This window comes from Streptomyces sp. DSM 40750, from assembly GCF_024612035.1.
GTDB lineage: Bacteria > Actinomycetota > Actinomycetes > Streptomycetales > Streptomycetaceae > Streptomyces.
The window spans coordinates 7,371,723-7,392,297 of sequence record NZ_CP102513.1; the positions used below are offsets into that span (position 1 = coordinate 7,371,723).

18 protein-coding genes and 1 pseudogene are annotated in these 20,575 nt (G+C 69.2%); 8 read left to right on the top strand and 11 right to left on the bottom strand.

Translation table 11 applies throughout. The features are described 5' to 3' along the window. The first annotated feature begins 47 nt into the window (after positions 1-47). From JIX55_RS32915 to JIX55_RS32930, 4 genes are read left to right on the top strand one after another with little or no spacing between them, the layout of a single operon-like run. Positions 48-263: a hypothetical protein gene (locus JIX55_RS32915; protein ID WP_257566859.1), complete on the top strand. Its 216-nt coding sequence runs from the start codon at positions 48-50 to the stop codon at positions 261-263. A 35-nt stretch (positions 264-298) separates the two neighbouring features. Further along, a complete protein-coding gene (locus JIX55_RS32920) occupies positions 299-877 on the top strand; it encodes a pilus assembly protein TadG-related protein (protein ID WP_257569564.1) in 579 nt (192 codons plus the stop codon). Between the two features lie 15 nt (positions 878-892). Further along, positions 893-1,489, top strand: coding sequence for a hypothetical protein (locus tag JIX55_RS32925; protein ID WP_257566860.1), 597 nt, complete (start codon positions 893-895; stop codon positions 1,487-1,489). A 7-nt stretch (positions 1,490-1,496) separates the two neighbouring features. Further along, positions 1,497-2,159: an OmpA family protein gene (locus JIX55_RS32930; RefSeq protein WP_257566861.1), complete on the top strand. Its 663-nt coding sequence runs from the start codon at positions 1,497-1,499 to the stop codon at positions 2,157-2,159. 511 nt (positions 2,160-2,670) lie between these two features. Here the strand turns inward: JIX55_RS32930 and JIX55_RS32935 are convergent. Beyond that, on the bottom strand, positions 2,671-3,249 hold the full coding sequence (locus tag JIX55_RS32935) for an endonuclease domain-containing protein (protein ID WP_257566862.1): 579 nt from the start codon (positions 3,247-3,249) through the stop codon (positions 2,671-2,673). Between the two features lie 752 nt (positions 3,250-4,001). Between JIX55_RS32935 and JIX55_RS32940 the strand changes: the two genes are divergently transcribed. Beyond that, complete coding sequence (locus JIX55_RS32940; protein WP_257566864.1) at positions 4,002-4,574, top strand: dihydrofolate reductase family protein; 573 nt, start codon at positions 4,002-4,004, stop codon at positions 4,572-4,574. Between the two features lie 66 nt (positions 4,575-4,640). Here the strand turns inward: JIX55_RS32940 and JIX55_RS32945 are convergent, their stop codons facing one another. Further along, entirely contained in the window at positions 4,641-5,054 is a 414-nt protein-coding gene (locus JIX55_RS32945) for a winged helix-turn-helix transcriptional regulator (protein ID WP_033329281.1), read from the bottom strand. An 85-nt stretch (positions 5,055-5,139) separates the two neighbouring features. Between JIX55_RS32945 and JIX55_RS32950 the strand changes: the two genes are divergently transcribed. Next, the gene (locus JIX55_RS32950) at positions 5,140-5,952 is read left to right on the top strand and encodes an NAD(P)H-binding protein (protein ID WP_257566865.1); all 813 of its coding nucleotides are present in this window, start codon (positions 5,140-5,142) and stop codon (positions 5,950-5,952) included. A 404-nt stretch (positions 5,953-6,356) separates the two neighbouring features. Here the strand turns inward: JIX55_RS32950 and JIX55_RS32955 are convergent, their stop codons facing one another. The 4 genes from JIX55_RS32955 to JIX55_RS32970 form a co-directional block, all read right to left on the bottom strand. Next, positions 6,357-7,745, bottom strand: a complete 1,389-nt coding sequence (locus JIX55_RS32955; protein WP_257569565.1) for an AI-2E family transporter — start codon at positions 7,743-7,745, stop codon at positions 6,357-6,359. A 166-nt stretch (positions 7,746-7,911) separates the two neighbouring features. Next, positions 7,912-8,625: a lytic transglycosylase domain-containing protein gene (locus tag JIX55_RS32960; protein ID WP_257566866.1), complete on the bottom strand. Its 714-nt coding sequence runs from the start codon at positions 8,623-8,625 to the stop codon at positions 7,912-7,914. A 436-nt stretch (positions 8,626-9,061) separates the two neighbouring features. Further along, the gene (locus JIX55_RS32965) at positions 9,062-10,387 is read right to left on the bottom strand and encodes a PhoH family protein (protein ID WP_257566867.1); all 1,326 of its coding nucleotides are present in this window, start codon (positions 10,385-10,387) and stop codon (positions 9,062-9,064) included. Positions 10,388-10,702: 315 nt separating this feature from the next. Then, complete coding sequence (locus JIX55_RS32970; RefSeq protein WP_257566868.1) at positions 10,703-11,476, bottom strand: isoprenyl transferase; 774 nt, start codon at positions 11,474-11,476, stop codon at positions 10,703-10,705. 739 nt (positions 11,477-12,215) lie between these two features. Here JIX55_RS32970 and JIX55_RS32975 point away from each other — a divergent pair. After that, positions 12,216-12,478 (top strand): annotated as a pseudogene (locus JIX55_RS32975) (winged helix DNA-binding domain-containing protein); the annotation flags it as partial. An 8-nt stretch (positions 12,479-12,486) separates the two neighbouring features. On the opposite strand, the gene JIX55_RS32980 reads toward JIX55_RS32975, so the two are convergent. The 5 genes from JIX55_RS32980 to JIX55_RS33000 form a co-directional block, all read right to left on the bottom strand. Further along, positions 12,487-13,266, bottom strand: a complete 780-nt coding sequence (locus JIX55_RS32980) for a class I SAM-dependent methyltransferase (protein WP_257566869.1) — start codon at positions 13,264-13,266, stop codon at positions 12,487-12,489. 195 nt (positions 13,267-13,461) lie between these two features. Beyond that, positions 13,462-14,037 carry a carboxymuconolactone decarboxylase family protein gene (locus tag JIX55_RS32985; protein WP_257566870.1) on the bottom strand — a complete coding sequence of 192 codons (576 nt, stop codon included), beginning with the start codon at positions 14,035-14,037 and terminating at the stop codon, positions 13,462-13,464. Between the two features lie 104 nt (positions 14,038-14,141). Continuing rightward, positions 14,142-16,514, bottom strand: a complete 2,373-nt coding sequence (locus JIX55_RS32990) for an ABC transporter permease (protein ID WP_257566871.1) — start codon at positions 16,512-16,514, stop codon at positions 14,142-14,144. After that, entirely contained in the window at positions 16,511-17,197 is a 687-nt protein-coding gene (locus JIX55_RS32995) for an ABC transporter ATP-binding protein (RefSeq protein WP_257566872.1), read from the bottom strand. Before JIX55_RS32995 ends, JIX55_RS32990 begins: the two co-directional genes overlap by 4 nt. After that, on the bottom strand, positions 17,197-17,721 hold the full coding sequence (locus JIX55_RS33000; protein ID WP_257566873.1) for a PadR family transcriptional regulator: 525 nt from the start codon (positions 17,719-17,721) through the stop codon (positions 17,197-17,199). The genes JIX55_RS32995 and JIX55_RS33000 overlap by 1 nt, the downstream gene beginning before the upstream one ends. Before the next feature lie 335 nt (positions 17,722-18,056). On the opposite strand from JIX55_RS33000, the gene JIX55_RS33005 reads away from it, so the two are divergent. After that, the gene (locus tag JIX55_RS33005; RefSeq protein WP_257569566.1) at positions 18,057-20,447 is read left to right on the top strand and encodes a transglycosylase domain-containing protein; all 2,391 of its coding nucleotides are present in this window, start codon (positions 18,057-18,059) and stop codon (positions 20,445-20,447) included. Positions 20,448-20,575 lie beyond the last annotated feature (128 nt).

Below are 20,575 nucleotides of genomic sequence, written 5' to 3' on the forward strand. Positions count from 1 at the left end.
GTACGGTGATCCGGTTGGTGTCGGCATCGCGCGGGAAGGCAACCGCCATGAAGGTGAAGCGCTGGTTCGGGGCTTGGCGGAGCACCGTCGTCTCTCGCATGCGCGGGAAAGGGCGGGATGCGGGCGCGGGGTTCGTGGAGTACGCGGGCATCATGATCATCGTCGCGGGGATCTTCGTGATGATCGACCAACTGGGTCTCGACGGGCTGATTTCCACGGCGATCGGCGACGCGGTGCGGGACGTGGTCGGCGGCGGTGGCTGACGCCCGGCCCACTGCGCAGTGACCGGGGCTCGACTCTGCCCATCTACATGTGGCTGACGACGATCCTGCTCTTCACCGCGTTGGCCTTCTTCGTGTTCGCCCAGGCAGCGTCCGCCCGCAATGGTGCTCAATCCGCGGCGGACGCTGCGGCGTTGGCGGCGGGACAACATGCACGGGACGAGTTGCTGCTAGGTCTGGAGGACGCCATCCTTGCCGGTGACAACGACTGGTTGGACTGGCTCGACTTGTCTCAGGACGGCTTCCCCACGGAAGGCGCCACAGCCGCAGCCGCGGAGCTGGCGGCTCAGAACGAATCGACCCTCCAAGGCGAAGCCCAACTCACCGACGTGAACGGTGATCCTGGGTTCCAGGTCGACATCGTGACGGACTACACGGTCGGCGAGTCGATCATTCCGGGCACCGAAGACATGACGGCCACGGCGCAGGCGACCGCCGTCATCCAGCCGCGCTGTGAGTTCGACGTGAACGCGAATCCCACGAAACCCGTGGCACTCGTCTGCGACGGCCAGCTCGTCGACATCGATCCCGGAAATTTCAATCCGGCCGACCTTCCCGCCGCGTCCGTGATGTTCTCTGTGTATCTGGCCAAGTGAGAGGAAGCCGTACCGATGAACCTTCGGCACACCATGAAGGGCCGCAGGGCAGTGACCGCGGTGGCGATCGCGACCGGGCTGCTCCTCACGGTGGCCGGCTGCGGGGGAGGCGGCGAGGACGACGCCAAGGAGCCATCTTCTTCATCGTCGGCCCCTCGGAAGAGTGACAACGGTGACGACAAGGACACCGAGTCGCAGCCGCCGGCCTCCAGCGAGGTCCTGGCCACGGCCAAGGACGGCGACATCTCGGTCACCATCACCTCAGCCGTACGCGACGCCGGCGGCTTCGTCACCGTGTCGGGGACAGTGAGGAACGACGGAAGCCAGTCGTGGCTCGGCGCCAACTGGGCGAGCGACGAGCGAGAACTGAGGTCCAACGGCGGCTCCCTGTCGGGCGCCAGCCTCGTCGACAACGAAGGCAAGAAGAAGTACCTCATCCTCCGGGACACCTCGGGACGCTGCCTGTGTACGAAGTTCAGCGGTCAGATCACACCCGGCGGCACAGCCAACTGGTACGCCCAATTCCCCTCCCCACCCGAAGGCACCACCTCCGTAGACTTCCAGGTCGGCTCCATGCCCCCCGCCACGATCGAACTCTCCGACGGCGAGTGACGCGACGATGACCGCTCTCACCCCACGAGCCACCGTGACCGTGACGGTGGCGGCGGCCGTCCTGGCCGCACTCACCCTCACCACACCTTCCGCACACGCCGCGGACGACCCCAGCGAACCCCCGGGCACCGTCACCACATCCCCACCCCCGGAGGTCGACGCGAACAGCCCCGGCCTGAAGCTCGCCCAAGGGGCCACGCTCGCCCCCGCCAAGGTCCTGGACATCAAGTCGGTCGTGGAGGACCTGGGCGGCGAGGAGCGCCGCGAGGACACGAACGAGAACGTGACGTTCGCGCTCCAGGCGGAGGTCCTCTTCTCGAAGGACAGCGCGAAACTCAACCCCCAGGCGCAGTCCCGGATCCAGGCCATCGCGGAGGAGATCAAGAAGCAGAGCGCGGGCACCGTCCGCGTCTTCGGCTTCACGGACAACCTCGGCTCGTACGCCCACGGCCTGACCCTCTCCAAGAAGCGCGCCGAGGCCGTCCACGACCTCCTCGCCGCCGACCTGGGCGGCAACGTCACCTTCGAGGTACGCGGCTACAGCGAGGACTACCCCATCGCCGACAACTCCTCGGAGGAGGGTCGCAAGAAGAACCGCCGAGTGGAGGTCTCGTTCCCGAGGACCGGTGGGACGACGAGCGACGGCGGGACGGAGAGCGAGCAAAGCTGACGCGTCGTCAACCTGCCGACGGACGACTGCCACTGCCCGTCACACTCCCACAACGGGAACTCTGTCCCCACAGACGGCTCGACGACGCAGGCCCGAAGCCGAGGTCCACACCTGGACCGGCAGCCACGTCGACGCCGCACCGCACACGGCGGCCCTTCCGCCCTGCACATGCCGGAAGTGCCGAGCGGCCGGGTAGCCCTTACCGCCCCATGGGCCCGGTGCCGTCCGGTGATCCGACGGTGCTGGGTCTCAGGGGGCTGAGGAAGGCCGAGGCCGAGGCCGGGCATGGCCCGGCCCGGCCCGGCCCACGAGGACGCGTCCGGGACGTCGGCGGACGAGGTCGGGACAGCGGAACCGGGCGGCATGGTTCCCGTCGTCACGGCCGACGTTCCGGGCAGGCCGACGTCAGAACTCGACTGGACGGAGTGGACCCTCATACGGTCTCCGACGGGCACAGCATGGGGATGCTCGGAGAGTGGGCGGCGCCCCTGGTGGCGTAGTAGACGCCATGTCACTCAAGAGCCCGCCGGATCGTCGCGATCATTGTCTCGGGCGAGTGGAACACCTCCTCCGCCGTGAACCGCAGAACCGTCCGCACCTCGGCGGACTGCTGGAGGTCGTTGAAGCGGGTGACGTCTCGCCGGTGGTCCTCGCGACGACCGTGGTACGCATACCCCTCGATCTCGACGGCGACGCCCCGTGCCCGAAACAGGAAGTCGAGGCGCAGGACGCGTCCGGCGGCGGTGACCACCCTGGCCTGTGTCTCTGGGCACAGACCGGCGTCGTACATGCGCAGCCGCGCCACCGTCTCCGCCGGTGAGCCGGACGCCGGATCGGCGAGCGCCAGCCACCGCAGGGCGCGGACGGCGCCGCGTGACCGCTCTCCCAGAGCGGCGGTGACCCTGTCGAGGTGGGTGAGCGGTGCTCGTCGGATCCGCCGGTCGCCCACGGTGATCGTGCGGTGGGTGAGCGCGGAGTCGACGGCCACGAGCGCCTCGTCGCGGGGACAGGACAGGAGCAGGTCGGCCAGAGTGCGGTCGACGCCGGTGACTCGCAGTCCGTCGCGTAGGACCACGTCTTCGGTACGCACCGCACTGCGGTGAACTCGCACGCTCTTCCGCTTCCGCACCCTTTCCGGATCGGTGAACTCCGCCTCCACGCGAAGGAGTTCGACACCCCACAGCCAGGCCGCCGCCCGGTGACTCACCACCAACTCGGGCGCCGCGAGCTGCGTCGCGCGAAGGCGTGTCCGTAGATCCGGCCGTGACCCCGGCGCAGCCCAGGCACATTCGCCGAGCGCCGTCCACCCCTCTTCCCGCAGACGCCGGAAGAGAGAGGACCGAGGCCACCCCTCCGCCACGGCCCACGACGTCAACAACAGCCCCCCGAGGGCAACTTCCCGCAATTCCCGCACCCCTCAACCCTCCCGCACCACATCCCCCCACACCGAAGCCTGTGGACAACCCGACACGGGGTCGCGGGTGGAAGGAGAGAAGTGTCCTGTGAGTCTCAAGGGCTCGCGGACGTGAAGGCTCTGACCTCGATGTTTGCGACGAGAGGTGAGGGGGGGTGGGACTAGGCGCCCAATTGGTAGCTAAAGCTAGGGGGAGCGTGACCGCGAGACCGCGCTCACGTGGTTCGCGGGTGGCGTGGCGGGCGGTCAGATGCGTGACTCCGTACTCTGCACTCGCGTCGGAAGCCCATATCCGTGCAGTCGAGGCGCACGCGCGCGATCCTCTCCCTGACAACCGATATGCCGCCCGAGAACACATCGCCCGAGAACACATTCGCCCGAGAGCACACCGCCCGAGAACCGACACCGGAAGCACCGGGAGCCCCGCCATGCGAAAGATCGTCCTGATGATGTCCGTGTCCCTCGACGGCTACATGGAGGGCCCCGACCGAGAGCTCGACTGGCAGCTGGTCGACGAGGAACTGCACACGCACTTCAACGACGTGCTCAGGGACATGGGCGCCTTCCTCGAAGGCCGTGTCGTGCACGAGATGATGGCCGCCTATTGGCCCACGGCCGACCGGGACCCCGCCACCCCCCGCCCCGTCGCCGACTTCGCCGCGATCTGGCGGACCATGCCGAAGCTCGTCTTCTCCCGGACCCTCCAGCGCGCCGAGTGGCACACGACGATCGTCCGGGACGTCGTCGTGGAGGACATCAAGGCCCTCAAGGCACAGGAGGGCGGCGACCTCGCCCTGGGCGGCGCCGAACTGGCGGCCGAGTTCATGCGCCACGACCTGGTCGACGAGTACCGGCTCTACGTCCACCCCGTACTGCTGGGGGCGGGCAAGCGGCTCTTCCCGGCGGCCGACGCCGAGGCCCCGACCGGCCTACGCCTGATCGAGACCCGCACCTTCGGCAACGGCGTCGTCCTCCTCCACCACGAGCGCCCCGCCCCCTAGTGCCGCTCCGCAGAACTTCGTGGAGGGGGTTGATGGGCCGTTCGGAAGGTGCTGGAGCCCATTCGGTCAGCGGATTCCGGAGTCGGGATGTACGGCATCCCATTCTTGGCGTGCTCGCGCGATGACATCGCGGTGGTCGGCTGACCAATCCGCGAGGGCTTTCACCAGATGTGTGAGGCTGTGGCCCATCGTCGTGAGCTCGTACTCGACTTGCGGAGGCACTGTCGGGTGCACGGTCCGGGTGATCAGCCCGTCACGTTCCAGCCGACGCACAGTGAGCGTCAGCATCCGCTGCGAGATCCCGGGTATGGCGCGTTGCAGCTGTCGGAAACGACGTACGCCCTGGGCCAGTTCGACCACGACCAGGACCGACCATTTGTCCCCGATCCGGTCGAGCACCTCGCGGATCCCGCAGTCCTCGTGCTCGTCGCCGCAGGTGACTACGGGTTCGGTGGTTACCCCTGTGTGCCCTACTGACATGGAAGTGCCTCCTTACGCTTCGTGAAGCAAACCCGCAGGATGATCCCGGTTACCGAAGAGAACCTACCGGAATGGGAAAACCCTGATGATCCTGGCTACGGGAGCTGCCGGCGCCTTGGGCGCGCTGATTGCCGAGCGGCTGGCGGACCGTGACGACACGGTCCTTGGAACGCGCGATCCTCAGCAGCTCCCGGCTGTGCTGCCTGTCCGCCGCATCGACTTCGACGATCACAGCACCCTCATCAGGGGCTTCGACGGTGTGGATGTGCTGGTCCTGATCTCCGCGGGCTACGGCGAGGACGACACCGTCATAGCCCGGCACGGCGCCGCCATCGACGCCGCGGAGAAGGCCGGTGTGGGGCATGTCGTCTATACGAGCCTGACCGCCGACGGCGATCACCTCCCTTACGCGCTGCCGCACCGCTGGACTGAGAGGCGGCTCCGGGAGAGCACCATGGGCTGGACGATCCTGCGCAACGGTCTCTACGCGGAGTTGCTGGCCGGGCTCGCGGCGCCGTCGGAGGACGGGCGGATTACCGCCCCGCTCGGCGAGGGCCGTCTGGCAGCCGTTGCGCGGGCGGATCTGGCCGACGCCGCGGTACGGGTGTCGGTGGAGGCACCCGTACATGCGGGACGCGTCTATGAACTCGTCGGCGAGCAGGCCATCGGCGGCGCCGACCTGGCCCGCGCACACGGACCGCACGTCACCTATGAGCCGGAGACACTCGGCCAGGCCCGCGCGCGCATTGCCGCCTCCGGCGCCGAACTGTTCCAGGTGCCGATGCTGGTGGGTACCTACTCCGCCATCGCTGCCGGATTCATGTCCCGCACCGGTGGTGACCTGCGTCAACTCCTGGGCCGCGAACCCAGATCCCCGCTCGCGGCGACCCTCGCATAGCCCCCGGAACACAGGCCCCGCGCAGCCAGGAGAGTCCTATGCCCTGCGCACCAAGGCGATTCCGGCGGCGGTTGTGGTGGAACTTGCCGAGCCGGTGCGAGCGCGCCTTGGGCGGCCGGCCGCGTCCGTGACCGCGCAGGTCCGGCAGGTCCGGCAGGTCCGGCAGGTTCTGCGGGCGAAGATCGTCCTCGCGGCGGGCCGACGGGCCGGCCAACGTCGCCGTCGCACGCGAGTTGAAGGGCAGCGTCAACACCGTGCGCAAGTGGCGGGGCCGGTTCGCCACCGGTGGCCCGGCAGCTCTGCCCGACGCGAAGCGGTCTGGTCGGCCTCGTGTCTACGGGCCACCGCCGCGGGTCGCCGTGGTGGCCGCAGCCACCTTCCGCGGGGCAGCACCAGTGCCCTTCTCAGCCGCCGCCGGCCTTCATCCGTTCCCGCTGGACCTCGTCCGCGTACGCCCGCAACGACCCCACGACCGTGTTCGTGACCGCGACCAGCGGCACCGCCACCACCGCGCCCCCGATCCCCGCGACCATGCCGCCCGCGGCGACCGACAGGACGACGGCGAGGGGATGCACCCGTACGGCGCGCCCGAGGATGAACGGCTGGAGGATGTGCCCCTCGATCTGCTGGACCGCGAGCACGACGGCCAGCGTCATGACGGCCGCGAAGACGCCCTGCGTCACCAGCGCCACGACCACTGCCAGCGCGCCCGAGACGACCGCACCCACCAGCGGGATGAAGGCGAACAGGAAGATGAACACGGCGAGCGGAACGGCCATCGGCACGTCCAGGAAATAGATACCCAGGCCGATGAAGATCGCGTCGATCAGCGCCACTACCACCGTGCCGCGCACATACGCCGTCAACGTCTGCCAGGCCCGAGGCCCGGCCGCGGAGACACCAGGCCGGGCCGCCTCCGGCACCAGTTTCAGGGTCCACTGCCAGATCCGCTTGCCGTCGTACAGCAGGAAGAGCGTGGAGAACATCGTCAGCAGGATGCCGGTGAGCGCCTCGACGATGACGGTCACGCCCTCCAGGCCGGCCGAGGTGATCGTGTCCGTGTTGTCGCTGATCGCCTCGCGGAGGTTCTGGGCGATGTCGTTGATCTGGTTCTCGGTGACATGGAACGGGCTGTCGAGCAGCCAGCGCCGCAACTCGTCGATACCGTCCTGGACCTGGTCGGAGAGGTCGTCGACGTTCTCCATGACCTGCCAGGTGACGAACCAGCCGATCAGCCCCATGATGACGAAGCCGAGGACGGCGGTCAGGGCGGTGGCGAGGCCGCGCGGTACGCCGATCCGGGTCAGCCGTGCCACCGTCGGCTGGAGAATGGCGGTGACGAGCAGCGCGGTGGTGAACGACAGCACCAGCAGCTGTACGGAGCTGATGATCCGCATCAACACCCAGACGGTGCCCGCGAGAACGAGCAGCCGCCACCCGGCCTCGGCCGCGACCCGCATGCCCCAGGGCACGGCGGACGCGGGGTCGGGGCGGGAGTAGAGAACCGGGGTGGACGTCTGGCGCCGACCCCCTGTGGGGGAGCCCGGAGAGCCGCCCGCAGCGGCTTCGCCTTCGGCCCCGCTCCCGGCTTCGGCCCCGGTGGCGTCCTCGGAGTCGCGTGAGTCCCCTGAGCCACCGGAGCCGTTGTCGGCGTCACGGACGCTCCCGGCGATGTCCCGGTCGTCGGAGCGCTCGGACTCCGACTCGATCTCCGCCCGGCGGCGCTCCAACCGCTCGCCCCACCCGCTCAGCCCGGCACCGAGCCGGCCGAGCCATCCGGGAACCCGCGACATCATCCGTCCTCTTCCCCCGTCGTCCCTGCCGGTCACTACTCCTCCCGGAGGCCGCGATTCCTCTCGGCGGCTCCGACCGTACATGGCCGAAGCCCCCCACCAAAGGACGGTGGAGGGCTTCGGAAGGTTGAGCGGCCGGGCGGTGGGGACCCGACGCCCGGCGGGCCTAGTACCACTGGTTGGCCTGCCAGAACGCCCAGGCCTCACAGGGGCTGCCGTAGCGCTGGTCCATGTAGTTGAGGCCCCACTTGATCTGCGTGGCCGGGTTGGTCCGCCAGTCGGCACCGGCGGACGCGTACTTGCCGGCGGGCAGCGCCTGGAAGAGACCGTAGGCACCCGAGGACGGGTTGACGGCCTGGTAGTTCCAGGTGGACTCGTGGTTCACGATGTTGCTGAAGCACGTCCACTGGTCGCTCGCCACGACGGCCTTCGCCATCGCCTGGATCTCGGCGATGGTGTACGAGCTCTGGACGGGGGCGTCACCGAGCGAACCGGCGGCCTCGGACTTCGCCTCGGCCTCTTCCTTCGCCTTGCGCTCCTGCTCGGCCTTCTCCGCCGCCTTCTGCTTGTCGATCGCGTCCTGGGCCGCCTTCTTACGGGCGGTCTCCTCGGCGTCCTTGCGGGCGCTCGCGTCGGCGGCGATGGCCTGGGCGTCGGCCTGTGCAGTCAGGGATGCGGTCTGGACCTGGGCCTGCTGGCCCACGGGTATGTCGGCGAGCAACGTGGTGTCGTTCGCGACCGCCTCGGCGTCGTCAGTGGTCGTCTGTGCGGTGCTGCCCGAGGCGACTCCGACGACACTGCCGACTGCGGTGACCGCGGTGGCCGAGGCCACTGCGAATCCCCGGACCGAAATCCGGCTCACACGGTTTCCTTCCAGCATCGCCCGCCTCGGTGACCCTGGCGGACGCAATCGTGCCCCTGACGCTGGCCTCCCAACTGCGGGGTCACGGAGGCGCGGGCCCGGTGGGCAACTCCCTTGCCGGGAGCGCCGCGAGGTACTCGGGCGGCATACGACAACGCTATGGAGTTGACCTGGTGCCACTGATGTTCCGTACCGCTGGGGGTACAGGTGTGTCGTATGCGGGGCCTGACAGGAATGAGACTCTGCCGTAACCCGACGCCGCGAGGCAATTCAGTGCCACGTGTGAAAGCTCACACCTCGTTTGACGCAGGGGATTCAAGGAAAGCCGCACATGCCGAGGCGCCGCCCGGCTAGGCTTATCGCCTTTGCCGGACGGCGCCAAGGGGTCGACGGTCCGCCGAAGTTGACCAAATCGGTCAGGATCGGATCAGACCTGTCATACCTATCAGAACTGCTAGATCTGCCCGTCCTCCAGCATTTCGGTCACCAGGGCCGCGATCTGGGACCGTTCGGACCTCGTCAGCGTGACGTGGGCGAAGAGCGGATGGCCCTTCAGCTTCTCGACCACGGCGACGACACCGTCGTAGCGACCGACGCGCAGGTTGTCGCGCTGGGCCACGTCGTGGGTCAGGACCACACGCGAGTTCGCGCCGATCCGGGACAGCACGGTCAGCAGGACGTTCCGCTCCAGCGACTGCGCCTCGTCCACGATCACGAACGCGTCGTGCAGGGAACGGCCGCGGATGTGCGTGAGCGGCAGCACCTCCAGCATCCCGCGGGCGGTGATCTCCTCGATGACCTCACGGCTGGTGACCGCGGAGAGCGTGTCGAAGACCGCCTGCGCCCAGGGGCTCATCTTCTCGGACTCGGAGCCGGGCAGATAGCCGAGCTCCTGCCCGCCCACCGCGTACAGCGGCCGGAAGACCATCACCTTCTGGTGCTGACGGCGTTCGAGCACCGCCTCCAGTCCCGCGCACAGCGCGAGCGCCGACTTCCCGGTGCCGGCCCGGCCGCCCATCGACAGGATGCCCACGTCCGGGTCGAGCAGCAGATCCAGCGCGATGCGCTGCTCCGCGCTGCGGCCCTTGATACCGAAGGCCTCCCGGTCGCCCCGCACGAGACGGATGTTCCCGTCGGGCGTGACCCGGCCGAGCGCCTTGCCGCGCTCCGACTGGATCGTCAGACCCGTGTGCACGGGGAGCTCGCTCGCCTCGGGGACGTAGACGGTCCCCTCCTCGAACAGGATGTCCACCTGCTCGCCCGGCAGCGTCAGCTCGGACATCCCGGTCCACCCGGAGGCGTCCGTGATGGCCAACTCCGCGCGGTACTCCTCGGCGAGGAGGCCCACGGACGACGCCTTGATCCTCAGGGGCAGGTCCTTCGACACCACGGTGACGTCGAAGCCCTCGGCCTGCAGATTGCGGGCGACCGCGAGGATGCGGGAGTCGTTGTCCCCCAGGCGGTAGCCGCTGGGCAGCACGCTGGGATCCGAGTGGTTGAGCTCGACCCTCACGGTGCCGCCGAGCTCCCCGATCGGGATGGGGGCGTCGAGGCGGCCGTGCCGGACCCGGAACTCGTCGAGCAGGCGTAGGGCCTGCCGGGCGAAGTAGCCGAGTTCGGGATGGTGCCTCTTCGCCTCCAGCTCAGTGACCACGACGATCGGAAGCACGACTTCGTGCTCGTCGAAGCGGCTCAAAGCATTCGGGTCGGCCAGCAGGACGCTGGTGTCGAGGACGTAGGTGCGCCGGTCTGGCATACGGCGCTTTGTGCTGGTCACCACGGAAGGACGTACCCCCTCGGATGAGGTCGGGGAGCGACGGGTTCGAACTGGGCCGGTCGTCGGCGCCGTTGCACGGGCCGGTGACCGGCCCTCCGCTGCTTCGTCCGTGCTGTGACCGCACGATCGGGCTGGTGCAAAGGGCCTCCCGGGCGGACGGCCCCGAGCCGCCCGCTGAGATCCGACACCCGTGGTTCGGGCGTCGACCTGACTGCCTTATGCCCTCGAACATGCGCCACCATGCCAAGCGGTACGACGGCGCCCCGATGAACTCCTGGTTACTTCCGTCCCGGTGGCATACCGGCGGGTTACGGAGTTTCAGCCTCCGTAACGCCGGTGTCGCGCAGCGTAGTCACGCAGGGCGCGCAGGAAGTCGACCTTCCGGAAGGCCGGCCAGAACACGTCGCAGAAGTAGTACTCGGAGTGCGCGGTCTGCCAGAGCATGAATCCGGACAGCCGCTGCTCGCCGCTCGTACGGATCACCAGATCCGGGTCGGGCTGGTCGCCGGTGTAGAGATGGCTGCCGATGAGGTCGACGGAGACCTTCTCGGCGAGCTCCTCCATCGTGGTGCCCTTGTCGTGCGCGTCCTGGACCATCGACCGTACGGCGTCGGCGATCTCCTGGCGGCCGCCGTACCCGATGGCGACGTTGACCAGTATCCCGTCGACGTCCGCGGTGGACTCCTCGGACTCCTTCAGCGCGGTCTGCAGCTGCCCGGGCAGCTGGTCCAGGGTGCCCACGTGGTGCACCCGCCAGCGGCCGTCGGCGGCGAGGGTGCGGACGACGTCCTCGATGATCCCGAAGAGGGGGACCAGCTCTTCCTGGGGGCGGCCGAAGTTGTCCGTGGAGAACAGCCAGAGGGTGACGACCTTCACGTCCGTCTCGGTGCACCAGCCGAGGAATTCCTCGATCTTGTGTGCCCCGGCCCGGTGTCCCTGCGCGGTCGTGGAGCCCGCGGCCTTCGCCCAGCGCCGGTTGCCGTCCATGATGACGCCGATGTGCTTGGGCACCTGGGCGTGGTCGAGGTGGCCCTCGACCCTGCGTGCGTAGACCCTGACCAGCAGGCCGCGCAGTGTGTCGCGCAGGTTCACGTGTTCCAGCCCCTCCGGTGCGGTGACGGTCCCCTTGGTTGGCAGAGCCTACCGGGGCTGGAGGCCAACTCCGCCAAGGGGTGTGCGGGGTTGGGGTGGGCCCGGGGCCCGGCCGTTCGTGGGTCGCTGCGGGGCTGTGGGCCTGGTCGCGCCCACGCGGCGGAGCTGCACATCCATACGGCCCCGTGCCCCTTGAAGAGTGTGGCTTGCCCTCTTGGAGAGGAGCCGTCTCCGTGCAGAAAAAAACGGGCCGGTCCGTGGGGGGGAGACGGACCGGCCCGAGGGGGGGTTTCCACCATAACCCTTTGTGAGTGATGCTGCGCGCATCGGCGTGCCACAACTACTCTCCGGAGTCGGACGACAGCGCGAGGGTAGCTGCGGAAGCGTTCATTCAGGGCGCGATCGGGGGTGATCATGGCCGGATCGCGACGGATTCCAAGGGGAACGGAGGGATCCTGGTGGGATTGTGGGGTTTGCGCATCCTTGTGCGACTGTCGCGAAGAGGGGGTCTGGCGCCCCCGTTCGGGTGAAGTGGCGGCGGGACGCGCACTTGACGCCGACTGGGGGGTGCACGGCGCCGCGCAGCCCCCTCCGCCGCGCGATGCCGTGTCGCGCAGCTTTGCTCACGCGAATTGCCTTGGTCTGAACCTATGTGAGAGCGGCGGTGGAAGCCAAGCCGTAGGCGATAACGATGTGGAAACCGGCATGGAGGACAGGATCCGACCTCGATCCCGTCCGGCGGCAGCCGGTTCGTCCCGGACGTACGGCTCACCGGCAGGCAGGCGGGCAAAGCACCCCCCTGCTCCTCGTCGACGGGGTCTCGTGGACGGCGTCTGGCACCAGCGGTGCCGGGGACGGCGTACGACGGTCACGGTGGAACCGCTGGGGCGCCTGTCCGCCGGGCAGGAACGGGAGCTGGGGGAGTGGGCCGAACGGGTGGGTGAAGTGCTCGACGCGGAGACCGGGTTGGCGATCGGGAAGGTTACGGCCGGCCCGCACTCGGGAGTGCGTCACATGGCTGTCGGCTTGCGGGCCTCGAAGAGGTGGCGGGAGCTGTGGGCGACGAAGGGGCCCTCGTTCTCGATCCGCTCGTGCAGGGAGCGGAGCTCGGGGAGGTACGCGTCGACGGTGAAGCCGGGCACCATCCAGACGACCTTCTTCAGGAAGTGCACGACCGCGCCGATGTCGTGGAACTCCATCCGCAGCCGCTCGGCCCGCAGGTCCACGATCTCCAGCCCGGCGGCCTCGGCGCCGGCGCGTTCGCGGTCCGGGTGGCGGCCGCTGCGGGTCTCCTCCGGGAGCGGGCCGGTGAAGTGCTCGACCAGCTCGAAGACGCTGCTCGGGCCGACGTGCTGGGCGAAGTACGTGCCGCCGGGCTTGAGCACGCGGGCGATCTCCGACCAGTGGGCCTGGACCGGGTGCCTGCTGGTGACCAGGTCGAACGCCCCGTCCGCGAACGGCAGCGGCGCGTCCTGCGGAGTGGCCACGACCACCGCGCCCCGCGGATGCAGCAGAGCGGTCGCCTTCGCGACGTTCGGCGGCCACCCCTCCGTGGCCACGGTGACCGGCGGAAAACGTGGAGCGGAGTCGAGCACCTCCCCGCCGCCGGTCTGGATGTCCAGTGCCGCCGAGGCCCGCCCCAGCCGCTGACCCATCGACCGCGCATACCCCCACGACGGCCGAGCCTCCGTGGCCCGCCCCTCGAACCACGAGAAGTCCCACCCCTCGGTGGGTACGGCGTCGGCTTCGGCGACGAGATCTTCGAAGGTGCGGGAGTGGAGGGAGGTCATGGGGACGGATTTTCCCGAGGGAGGGGAGGACGCGCGACTGGATTTCTGAAGGGTCGCGGGGCCTTCCGGGCCGCAGGCCCTTCCGGGGCGCGGGGCCGTATCGATATGCGGCCCGCCGCGTGGGGGCGACCAACCACAACCGACCCGTGGCCGCCCTATGACCCCGACTTCCCGACCTCCCGACCTCCCGACCTCTCAGGCGGGTCCCAGGGGCGCAGCCCCTGGCAGACTCCCGGCCTGGTCGCCGAGAATCGCCTCCGCCTCCAACGTGACCCCCACCGCCTGGATCACCGCCGCGATCCTGATCGCTTCCTGCACGGTCTCCCGCCCCACCCCCGCCTTGCGGAGCGCCTGCTCATGGGAGTCGAGACACAACCCGCACGCGTTGATCGCGGACACGGCGAACGACCACAGCTCGAAGTCGATCTTGTCGACCCCGGGGTTCCCGAGGACGTTCATCCGCAGCCCGGCCCGCAGCTTGCCGTACTCGTGGTCCGACAGCAGATGCCGGGTGCGGTGGAAGACGTTGGTCATCGCCATGACCGCGGCCGCGGTCTTCGCCGCGGTGTACGCCTCGGGCGACAGGTTGGCCCTGGCCTCCGGCGCCAGCTCGCGCACCACGACCGCCGAGCGTGAGGCGATCGCCGTGGCCAGCACGGTGCCCCACAGCTGCTGCGCCGACAGGCCGGAGTCGTCGAGGACGGAGCCCAGGTTGCGGCGGAGGTCCCTGGCGTAGTCCGGTATCGCGGACCTGAGTGCGTCGAGCGACATGGCGGTTCACTCCCCGGCGAGCGGTTTGACGGGGTCCAGTGTCCACGAGGAGTGGCCGCAGCGCTTCGGGAAGCGCTGCGGCCGTTGAGCACTGCGGCCAAGGCCTACTCCGTGCGGAGCCCCTCCGGGCGCATCATCCGCAGCAGCGGCGGCATGCTCAGTGCCGTGACCAGGACGACGACTCCCGCGCCGATGCCGGTCATCGACAGCACGCTCGGCCAGTCCACGGCCACCTCGACGTTCGTCATCCTCAGCAGGACCGCGCCCAGGGTCAGACCGACCGCCAAGGCGAGGACGAGGCCCAGCGTGATCGGGATCGCCGTCTGCCACAGCACGGACAGGCCCAGCGTGCGGCGCCGGGTGCCGAAGGCGACCAGCGCCGACAGCAGCTTCCTGCGCTCGCGGAGCTGTTCGAGCTGGGAGACGAGGAGGCTCGCGCCGATGAGGACGAGTACGGCGCTCGCGCCGACCAGCAGACCGGTGCGGATGTCCGCGAACTGGTCCGACCGCCTGGTCGACTGCCACTCCCAGGTCCTGATGAGCGGGTCGATCGCCACGGCCGCGTTGCGCACCTCGTCGAGTGCGTTCGGAACCGTCGGGTCCGTCCGTACGTAGACGGTGCCGTAGAGCAGGGGCTCCGTCTTGGCGGGCAGGGCGCCCGGGGTGGCCATCAGCCCCGCCATCCCGGTCCGCAGCGCATCGGAGCGCTCGGACACCTTCTTCACCTCGGCCGGCACCTTCCAGGCGATCTCGGCGCCGGGATCCTCCCCACCGGCATACTCCTCGCTGTAGGACGCGTCGAAGTACAGCGTGCGGCCGGGGGCGGCGAGCTCCGCCACGACCGGGTCGACCGAGATCTCCAGCCTGAAGACATCGCCGTCGCGGCACGAGGGGAGCGTCGCGACCTCGCGCAGCGCGGCGCAGTCGCCGACGGTCAGTTCAGTGGTGTCCTGCGGGTCCTTGGCGCGGTCGGCGACCGTCACGGTGGACAGCGCCGAGACGGTCTCCGCGCCCTTGGCCCGCTTCAGCTTCTCGCCGACGGCGCTCACCGAGCTGTCCTCCGGCAGGGCGAGCTCCATCTGGGCGCGGGTGGTGTCCAGCCCGGTCGACCTGGTGTACCGGCCCTCGATCCCGGCGAACAGCATCTGCAGGGCGACCGCGCCGGCCACCGCCACCGCGATGCCGTTGACCATGCGGGCCGCCGAGCCGCTGCTCAACTGAAGCCTGCGGACGGCCAGTTGCCAGGAGACCGCACCGGAGCCCAGCCGGGCGACGAACGCCTCGACGACCCAGGGCAGCAGCGCCGTGATGCCGATGAGCAGCAGGACGACACCGCCGGTCACCATGTACTCGTTGAACTCCCCGTTCTCCGACCCCTGGCCGAGCATCGGGTAGAGCATGGCGAGACCGCCGAGCGGCGGCAGCAGCCGCCACCAGAGCCTGCGCCGCGCGGGCCTGGCCGTGCGGACCACGCCGAGCGGTTCGATGACGACGCCGCGCAGCGCGAAGAGGGTGACGGCGACGGCGGCCGCCGGGACCGCGAGCGCCACCAGCAGGGCGAGGCCGGGGGAGGGGTTGAGGTAGCTCGGGAACACGCTGATGTCGAACACCTCGACCGAACCGGCGATCTCCCTGCCGAGCAGGAAGAACCCGGTGCCGAAGAGCAGCCCCAGCACGGCACCCGCGAGCGCCTCGCCCGCCGCGATCCGGCGCGTCATCCGCCCGTCGGAGCCGACCAGCCGCAGCGCCGCCAGCCTGCGGTCGCGCCGCTCGCCGCCGAACCGTACGGCCGTGGCGATGAAGACGGCGACCGGCATCAGCAGCACCACGAAGACGACCAGCGTGAGCAGCAGCAGGACCGGGTCCACCTCCTCCTCCGGCTGATCGATCGGGGACGTCCCGAACCGGTCGATCCGGGCCACCACCGAGCCGTCGATCCGCTGGGCGAGCCCGTCGGCGCCGGCGTAGTAGGCGAGTTCGCCCGAGCCGATCAGTCCGGCCTCGCCGATGGTGCCCACCGTGTCGTACGGCAGCCGGTCGCGCAGCAGGCCTCCGGCGCCGGACTTCAGCAGTTCGGCGAGGGCGGGGGAGACGACCATCTCGCCCGGCGCGGGGAACTTCCCGACCCCCGGCGGCAGTGGCGCGTCCGGGCCCTCGGGTTCGAGCAGCCGTCCCCGGATCTCCCTGTTCTGGTACTCGGTGTCCGTGTCCGCGACGACCAGGCTCTTGTCGGTCGGCCCGGACCCTGTCTGGTCCTCGAAGTAGCCGATCCCCCGGTCCTGCCGGGCCTCCTCCCGGGCCCCCCGCGTGGCCATCGCGTTCGGTATCGCCGTGGTGAGCAGCAACAGCGCCACGCCGAGGCCGACGCCGACCGCGGTGAGCAGGGCGCGCACCCAGCCCTCACGGCCCCCGGTGAAGGTGAACCGGACCCCCATCGCCAGGTCCCGGTACCACTGGCGGACGACAGGAGAGCTCATACGACGCGCTCCATGTCCCGCGACCTGCCGTCCCGCACGACGATCTCCCGGTCGGAGTACGCGGCCACCCGCGCCTCGTGCGTGACGAGGACGACGGCCGCGTTGGTGGACCGGGCGGCCTCGGTGAGCAGCTCCATCACCCGCTCGCCGTTGAGCGAGTCGAGCGCGCCGGTGGGCTCGTCCGCGAACAGCACCCGGGGGTTGGTGACCAGCGCCCGGGAGACGGCGACCCGCTGTCCCTGACCGCCGGAGACCTCACTGGGGCGCTTGCGGGCGAGGTCGTCGACCTCCAGGCGCTCCATCCAGCCGAGCGCGGTCTTCTCGGACTCCTTGCGGGAGGCGCCGTTCAGCCTGAGCGGCAGCGCCACGTTCTCCACACAGGTCAGCTCCGGCACGAGCTGCCCGAACTGGAAGACGAACCCGAACTCGCTGCGCCTCAGCGCGCTGCGCTGGGCGTCGTTCATGGTGGCCATCTCACGGCCGTTGTACGTGATCGAGCCCGAGTCGGGCGGCACGATCCCGGCGAGGCAGTGCAGCAAGGTCGACTTGCCGGAGCCGGAGGGGCCCATCACCGCGACGACCTCGCCGGGGTGGATGGAGAACTCGGCGCCGTCCAGCGCGGTGGTGGGCCCGTACGACTTGCGCAGATCGGTCGCGACGAGCAGGGAGCCGGCGGGGGTCATCACCGGACCACCGCCTCGGCCAGCTTGCCCAGTCGGGCGGCGGTCAGCTCCAGCCATCGCAGATCGGCCTCCAGATGGAACAGGGCGTGGTCGCAGATCAACTGGTCGGCCAGGTCGCCCTTGCGCTTGCGGTCGGTGAGGATGCGCATCATGCGCAGGTGCTCGGAACGCTGGGTGTCGAGGATGTCGGCCGCGTTCCGGTCGGTGAGCAGGGCGAGGACGACCTTCGTGTAGAGGGTCGACTGCAGATACGGCTCGGGCTTCTCGGGCGTCGCGAGCCACCGCTGGACATCGGTGATGCCCGCCTCGGTGATCGCGTACCGCTTGCGCTCGGGGCCGCCGCCGGGCTCGATGCCGTCGACCTCGACGAGGCCGTTCTTCAGCAGGCGCGACATCGTCGAGTAGACCTGGCCGTAGTGCAGTGGCCGGTCGTGACCGAATTTCTCGTCGAAGGCCCGCTTCAGGTCGTAACCGTGTCGGGGCCCGGACTCCAGGAGTCCCAGGAGGGTGTGACCGATGGACATGAGCACGACTGTACACACGGGGTATACACCGCACGTATACATGCCGTGTATAGGTCGGTGCCGGGCGTGGAGGCGCCGCAGGTCAGAGGCGATTGTCACGGTTCTGTCACCGAGGTCGGCGACAACTCACGGTTCTGGTGGGGCAACCATCGGCCCTGTTGGAACGTCCGTTCCGGTGGGATGAGCTCTATGGGCAGGCGTCTCGCGTGCGCATTGTCACGCCGCGAGGGAGCGGATGGGCTCCCCTTTGTCACAGCGCTCGGTGTTAGCTTGCTGAGCTGACATAGACCTGAGTGACGTATGAGACCGAGCAGAATGCGGAGCGGACCGGAGCCATGGGGCGAGCGGAAGAAAGACGAGCGCGGCAGCGCGGCGGTCGCCGCGCGGCGCCCAAGCGCTCGTCCGGGGGCGGGGCGGAAGCAGGGGCGACGACGACGGTCATAGGCTCGCCCGAGGGCGGCGGCGGCCGGGCGGCGGCCAGAGCCGCGGCCAAGGGCGGCGCCAAGGGCGGTGCCAAAAAGAAGAAGAGCGGCATACGCCGCCTCTTCACCTGGAAGAAGATCCTGGGCACGTTCTTCGGGCTCTGCCTGCTCGTCATGGGCGCGTTCGTCGTGCTGTACCTGATGATCGAGATCCCCGAGGGGAACCCGGACGCGACCAAGGAAAGCAACGTCTACGAGTACAAGAACGGCAAGATCCTCGCGCGTACGGGCAAGGGCACCACCGCTCGCGAGATCGTCGGTCTCGACAAGGTCCCCCCGGGCGTCCAGCGGACCTTCGTCGCCGCCGAGAACAAGACCTTCTACACGGACCCCGGTGTCGACTTCAAGGGCATGACCCGCGGTCTGATCAACACCCTGTCCGGCAAGGGCAAGCAGGGTGGCTCCACGATCACTCAGCAGTACGTCAAGAACTACTACCTGACCTCGGACCAGACGGTGACCCGCAAGCTCAAGGAGCTGGTCATCTCCCTGAAGCTGGAACGCAACGAGTCCAAGGACTACATCCTCGCGGGCTACATCAACACCAGCTACTACGGCCGGGGCGCCTCGGGCATCCAGGCCGCGGCCCAGGCGTACTACCGTAAGGACGCCGACAAGCTCACCGTCTCGGAGGGCGCGTACCTCGCCGCGCTCCTCCAGGCCCCCAGCCAGTACGACCTGGCCGTCGCCTCCCCGACCGGCAGGAAGCTGGTCATGGCGCGCTGGAACTACGTCCTGGACAACATGGTCGAGATGAAGTGGCTGGACGCCTCCGAGCGCAAGGACATGAAGTTCCCGAAGCTGAAGCCGCCGCAGGCCACACCCGACATGGCGGGGCAGACCGGCTATCTGGTGGAGGCCGCCAACGGGGAGCTGGCCCGCCAGCTCGTCGCCAGCGGCAGGGCGTCCGACCGTGAGCAGGCCACAGCGCTCATCGACAAGGGCGGCTGGACCGTCAAGCTCAACATCGACCCGAAGAAGCAGGCGGCGTTGGAGAAGGCCGTCAAGCAGCGGCTCACCAGCAAGCTCGACCCCAAGAAGCGCAAGGTCGACGCGCACATCCAGGCCGGCGCGGTCTCGGTCGACCCGAAGACCGGCAAGGTCCTCGCCATGTACGGCGGCGTCGACTACGTCAAGCACTACCAGAACAACGCCACGCGCCGGGACTACCAGCCCGCCTCCACCTTCAAACCGGTGATCCTCGCCGCGGCGGTGGACGAGGGCGCCGAGACCCAGGACGGCGACCCGATCACCGCGAACACCATCTACGACGGTGACAGCGGGCACGAGGTCGTCGACAACGGCACCAAGGTCGGGTTCAAGCCGCCGAACGAGGACAACGTCGACTACGGCGACGTCACCGTGCAGACCGCCATGAACAAGTCCATCAACTCCGTCTTCGCCCAGATGGGCGTGGACGTCGGGATGGAGAAGGTCATGGAGGTCGCGAACAAGCTGGGCATGGACACCGAGGACATGGAGGCGGTACCCGCCCAGACCCTCGGCTCCATGGGCGCGAGCCCGCTGGAGATGGCCGGTATCTACGCCACCCTCGACAACCACGGCAAGAAGGTCACCCCGACCATCCTCGCCTCGGCCGAGCACCGGGCCGGCGCGGTCACCATCGCCGATCCGATCGGCGAGCGGGTCATCAGCCAGGAGGCCGCCGACACGGTCACCTCGGTCCTCACCGGCGTGGTCGACGACGGTACGGCCAAGACGTCCGTCCGCGACAACCCCGACCGCGACGGCCAGCAGGTCGCCGGCAAGACGGGTACCTCCGACGAGAACCGCTCCGCCTGGTTCACCGGCTACACGCCGAACCTCGTGACCTCCGTCGGCCTCTTCGGCGAGGACATGACCAAGAACGGCAAGCACGTCTCGATGTACAAGGCCGCCGGCGTCCCCCGCGTCAACGGCGGTGGTTTCCCGGCCCAGATCTGGGCCACCTACACCTTCGGCGTCATGGGCAAGACCACCGAGTTCGAGCTGGAGACCACCCAGGGCGCCGCGGTGGAGCCCACGGAGTCCCCGACCCCGAGCCTGACCCCGGAGACCACCCCGGAGACGACACCGGAGGAAACCCCGGAGACGACACCGGAGACAACACCGGAAACCACCCCGGAGACGACACCGGAGACGACCCCCGAGGAGACTCCGGAGACGACACCGGAGGAGACCCCGAGCGACGACGGCGACATCGAACTACCGACGGATCCCAACGATCCACAGGCGGACGATTAGCGCCTCCAGCGCACAAGGAAGGGCGCCCGGTGTTCACCGGGCGCCCTTCGCGCCCTTAAGGGGCGCGGGGAACTGCGCGATCAGCCACCAAGAACCCGCAGCCCGCAACGCACAGTCAGCCCCGAGCC

Excerpts from the sequence above, each read along its gene's own strand:
- JIX55_RS32940 (WP_257566864.1), top strand. The coding sequence starts at position 4,002 with ATGCGAAAGATCGTCCTGATGATGTCCGTGTCCCTCGACGGCTACATG.
- JIX55_RS32945 (WP_033329281.1), bottom strand. The coding sequence starts at position 5,054 with ATGTCAGTAGGGCACACAGGGGTAACCACCGAACCCGTAGTCACCTGC.
- JIX55_RS32950 (WP_257566865.1), top strand. The coding sequence starts at position 5,140 with ATGATCCTGGCTACGGGAGCTGCCGGCGCCTTGGGCGCGCTGATTGCC.
- JIX55_RS32925 (WP_257566860.1), top strand. The coding sequence starts at position 893 with ATGAACCTTCGGCACACCATGAAGGGCCGCAGGGCAGTGACCGCGGTG.
- JIX55_RS32955 (WP_257569565.1), bottom strand. The coding sequence starts at position 7,745 with ATGTCGCGGGTTCCCGGATGGCTCGGCCGGCTCGGTGCCGGGCTGAGC.
- JIX55_RS32985 (WP_257566870.1), bottom strand. The coding sequence starts at position 14,037 with ATGTCGCTCGACGCACTCAGGTCCGCGATACCGGACTACGCCAGGGAC.
- JIX55_RS32995 (WP_257566872.1), bottom strand. The coding sequence starts at position 17,197 with ATGACCCCCGCCGGCTCCCTGCTCGTCGCGACCGATCTGCGCAAGTCG.
- JIX55_RS32960 (WP_257566866.1), bottom strand. The coding sequence starts at position 8,625 with ATGCTGGAAGGAAACCGTGTGAGCCGGATTTCGGTCCGGGGATTCGCA.
- JIX55_RS32915 (WP_257566859.1), top strand. The coding sequence starts at position 48 with ATGAAGGTGAAGCGCTGGTTCGGGGCTTGGCGGAGCACCGTCGTCTCT.
- JIX55_RS32980 (WP_257566869.1), bottom strand. The coding sequence starts at position 13,266 with ATGACCTCCCTCCACTCCCGCACCTTCGAAGATCTCGTCGCCGAAGCC.
- JIX55_RS32990 (WP_257566871.1), bottom strand. The coding sequence starts at position 16,514 with ATGAGCTCTCCTGTCGTCCGCCAGTGGTACCGGGACCTGGCGATGGGG.
- JIX55_RS33005 (WP_257569566.1), top strand. The coding sequence starts at position 18,057 with ATGGGGCGAGCGGAAGAAAGACGAGCGCGGCAGCGCGGCGGTCGCCGC.
- JIX55_RS33000 (WP_257566873.1), bottom strand. The coding sequence starts at position 17,721 with ATGTCCATCGGTCACACCCTCCTGGGACTCCTGGAGTCCGGGCCCCGA.
- JIX55_RS32930 (WP_257566861.1), top strand. The coding sequence starts at position 1,497 with ATGACCGCTCTCACCCCACGAGCCACCGTGACCGTGACGGTGGCGGCG.